Here is a 2,807-nt window from a genome sequence, read left to right on the forward strand (position 1 = left end):
GGTCATGGAGTGTTCCGAGGCGCCTTTTTGCGCTTTACAGATCATCGACTCGTGAACAACAGTACGAGCGGGGGCGTGCGCTCGACAAACGACATTGGTTTTACTTGGATGACAAAATGTCACGTGAAAAGAAAGTTCTCATCCCTACGGAAAGCGTGCGACATCTACCGGCGCTCAACGCTTTTGAAGCCGCTGCACGGCTAGGCTCCTTTCAAGAGGCTGCAACCTTTCTGCACCTGACACCTTCCGCAATCAGTCATCAGGTTCGAAGGTTGGAAAACGTATTGGGTGTGGCGCTTTTTGTTCGACGCAATCGGCAAATCGAATTGACCGAAAGCGGCCGCAAACTGCAGCTTCACGTCAGCAGGGGGCTGGCTGAGATCTCAATCGGGCTTCAAGCGGTCAAGGAAGCCAGTGATACCAGTCCGTTACGCATCAGCGTGGCACCCAGCTTCGCGGCTACCTATCTGAGTGCGGGCATGGCGCAGTTCGAGCATGAGAACCCGGATATCACCGTACACATGGAGTTTTCATCCAGATTGGTCGATCTGGAAGCCAGTGAGCTGGACATCGCCATTCGCCATACCACGCAGACCAGATTCAGCGTATTTTCCGAAAAACTGGCGGATGTATCGGGTGCGCCTGTATGTGCACCGCAAATTGCGGCAAGGCTTGTTGCAGGGGAAAGTATCGAGAGTATCCCTCGCCTTACGTTACTCCAGGCGCCTGGTGTCTGGACGCTATGGAATCAAGCCGCTGGACGCATGGATATCCCACCACAGCGTGAGTTGCTTTTTGAAAGTCTGAGTGATGGCCTACAGGCGGCAATTGACGGTCTCGGATTGATAATGGCGCCGTTAGGCCTTATCGAAAAGTACCTCAAGACTGGCCAATTGGTCATGCCTTTCAAAGAGAAAGTAGAGCGAGTGTCTGCCTATCGGTTGTTGTGTCCTCATGGCAATGAGGCGTCGCCCAAGGTCTTGCGGCTGCGGCGCTGGATAAAGGCTGTAATTCGCAATAGTGGCAATATCGACGGCTGTTGTCCGGTCAGAAAGGTGTAAGTCGCCGATAGGGTTTGAACGACGTTATTGCATTTCGAACGCAAGTAGCGATGCAACTTCAGGTCTTTTTCACAGTAGGAATAGTGCCAGATCAGCGCCTCTTCAGAGGTCATCGGCTTGGGCAAAATCTTGTCTGCAGCGAATCATCAGGCAATAAAAAGCCGCGCAATGCGCGGCTTGAGTGTCAATGCCCTGAAATCAGACGTTGAAACGGAAGTGCATCACGTCGCCGTCTTTAACAATGTAATCCTTGCCTTCCAGGCGCCATTTGCCGGCTTCTTTGGTACCGGCTTCGCCCTTGTACTGGATGAAGTCGTCATAGGCGATAACTTCGGCGCGGATGAAGCCTTTTTCGAAGTCGGTGTGGATCACGCCAGCGGCTTGTGGTGCGGTGGCACCGACGCGGACGGTCCAGGCGCGGACTTCTTCGACGCCGGCGGTGAAGTAGGTCTGCAGGTGCAGCATTTCGTAGCCGGCGCGGATTACGCGGTTCAGGCCAGGCTCTTCGAGGCCCAGGGCTTCGAGGAACATGTCTTTCTCTTCGCCGTCTTCCAGTTCGGCGATTTCGGCTTCGATCTTGTTGCAGACCGGAACCACCATGGCGCCTTCTTCGTCGGCGATGGCCTTGACGATGTCCAGCAGCGGGTTGTTCTCGAAACCGTCTTCAGCGACGTTGGCGATGTACATGACCGGCTTGGTGGTCAGCAGGTGGAAGCCACGAATCACTGCCTTGTCGTCGACGCCCATGTTCTTCATCAGCGTGCGCGCAGGCTTGCCGAGGGTGAAGTGAGCGATCAGTTGCTCCAGCAGGCCTTTCTGGACCACGGCATCCTTGTCACCACCCTTGGCATTACGGGCGACTTTCTGCAGTTGCTTTTCGCAGCTGTCGAGGTCGGCGAAGATCAGTTCCAGGTCGATGATCTCGATGTCGCGTTTCGGGTCGACGCTGTTGGAGACGTGAATCACGTTCTCGTCTTCGAAGCAGCGGACCACGTGGGCGATGGCATCGGTTTCGCGGATGTTGGCGAGGAACTTGTTGCCCAGGCCTTCACCTTTCGATGCGCCGGCAACGAGGCCTGCGATGTCGACGAATTCCATGGTGGTCGGCAGGATGCGCTTTGGATTGACGATGGCTGCCAGAGCATCCAGACGTGGATCCGGCATCGGCACGATACCGGTGTTCGGCTCGATGGTGCAGAAGGGGAAGTTCTCGGCCGCGATCCCGGATTTGGTCAGGGCGTTGAACAGAGTGGACTTGCCGACGTTAGGCAGGCCGACGATGCCGCAATTGAATCCCATGGTGTTTTCCCCGAGGAGTAGAGTCAGGCCTTCTGGCTGTGCAGGTTTTTCATCGCGCGGTTCCATTCACCGGCGAGGATATCCGGCAGCACGCCGAGGGCAAAGTCGATGCTGGCATCGAGTTTTTCCTGTTCGGCGCGTGGCGCACGACCCAGGACGAAATTTGAAACCATACTGGCAACGCCCGGGTGGCCAATGCCAAGCCGCAAGCGGTGAAAGGTATTCTGATTGCCCAGTTGCGCGATGATGTCGCGCAACCCGTTGTGACCGCCATGGCCGCCGCCCTGCTTGAGCTTGGCAACGCCCGGAGGCAGATCGAGTTCGTCGTGCGCCACGAGGATTTCTTCAGGCTTGATGCGGAAGAAACCCGCCAGAGCTGCTACGGCCTGGCCGCTACGGTTCATGTACGTGGTGGGAATCAGCAGACGAACATCCTGACCCTGATAC

3 protein-coding genes are annotated in these 2,807 nt (G+C 56.3%); 1 reads left to right on the forward strand and 2 read right to left on the reverse strand.

What is annotated here, in order from left to right; genetic code table 11:
• The coding region (locus tag AC1DSG_RS29950; protein ID WP_477794100.1) for a LysR substrate-binding domain-containing protein at positions 1 to 1,061 on the forward strand (1,061 nt) is incomplete at its 5' end.
• A 198-nt stretch (positions 1,062 to 1,259) separates the two neighbouring features.
• On the opposite strand, the gene ychF is transcribed toward AC1DSG_RS29950, so the two are convergent.
• Together ychF and pth are read right to left on the reverse strand one after the other, a co-directional pair.
• Positions 1,260 to 2,360 carry a redox-regulated ATPase YchF gene (gene ychF, locus AC1DSG_RS29955; RefSeq protein WP_477794101.1) on the reverse strand — a complete coding sequence of 367 codons (1,101 nt, stop codon included), beginning with the start codon at positions 2,358 to 2,360 and terminating at the stop codon, positions 1,260 to 1,262.
• Between the two features lie 23 nt (positions 2,361 to 2,383).
• Positions 2,384 to 2,807, reverse strand: a 424-nt coding sequence (gene pth / locus AC1DSG_RS29960; RefSeq protein ID WP_477794102.1) for an aminoacyl-tRNA hydrolase, incomplete at its 5' end; no start/stop codon positions are given.

The sequence above is a fragment of the Pseudomonas sp. P5_A12 genome (assembly GCF_056400685.1).

Coding starts and splice junctions, on each gene's coding strand:
- ychF (WP_477794101.1), bottom strand. CDS start 2,360: ATGGGATTCAATTGCGGCATCGTCGGCCTGCCTAACGTCGGCAAGTCC.